This is a genomic window from Ramlibacter sp. bp-362 (assembly GCF_054956735.1).
In genome coordinates this window covers 1-249 of record NZ_JBUDXE010000076.1, presented here as the reverse complement: position 1 = coordinate 249, position 249 = coordinate 1, and the positions used below count along the sequence as shown (strand labels likewise).

The 249-nt window shown below is 42.6% G+C and carries 1 protein-coding gene; it reads left to right on the top strand.

The features are described 5' to 3' along the window. Positions 1-15 precede the first annotated feature (15 nt). Positions 16-249, top strand: a 234-nt coding sequence (locus ACY0MJ_RS22470; protein WP_462640780.1) for a DUF6079 family protein, incomplete at its 3' end; no start/stop codon positions are given.

The following is a 249-nucleotide window of genomic DNA, read 5'->3' as shown; positions in this document are numbered from 1 at the left end:
CAAGTTATCCGTCACATGATGGAAGATTTTAATGCGAAGTACCCTGATAAGGGATTTCTGATTGTCGTTGACGAATTTCTCGCATATCTGACTTCTCGAGACGAACGTCAGCTTGTACTCGATTTGGAAGTGTTGCGTGCTTTTGGGGAAATGTGCTCCAAGAGCAATCTTCGCATCATTCTGGGCATTCAGGAAAAAATCTTTGACAATCCCAGATTCAGCTTTGTCTCTGAGTCGTTAAAACATGTC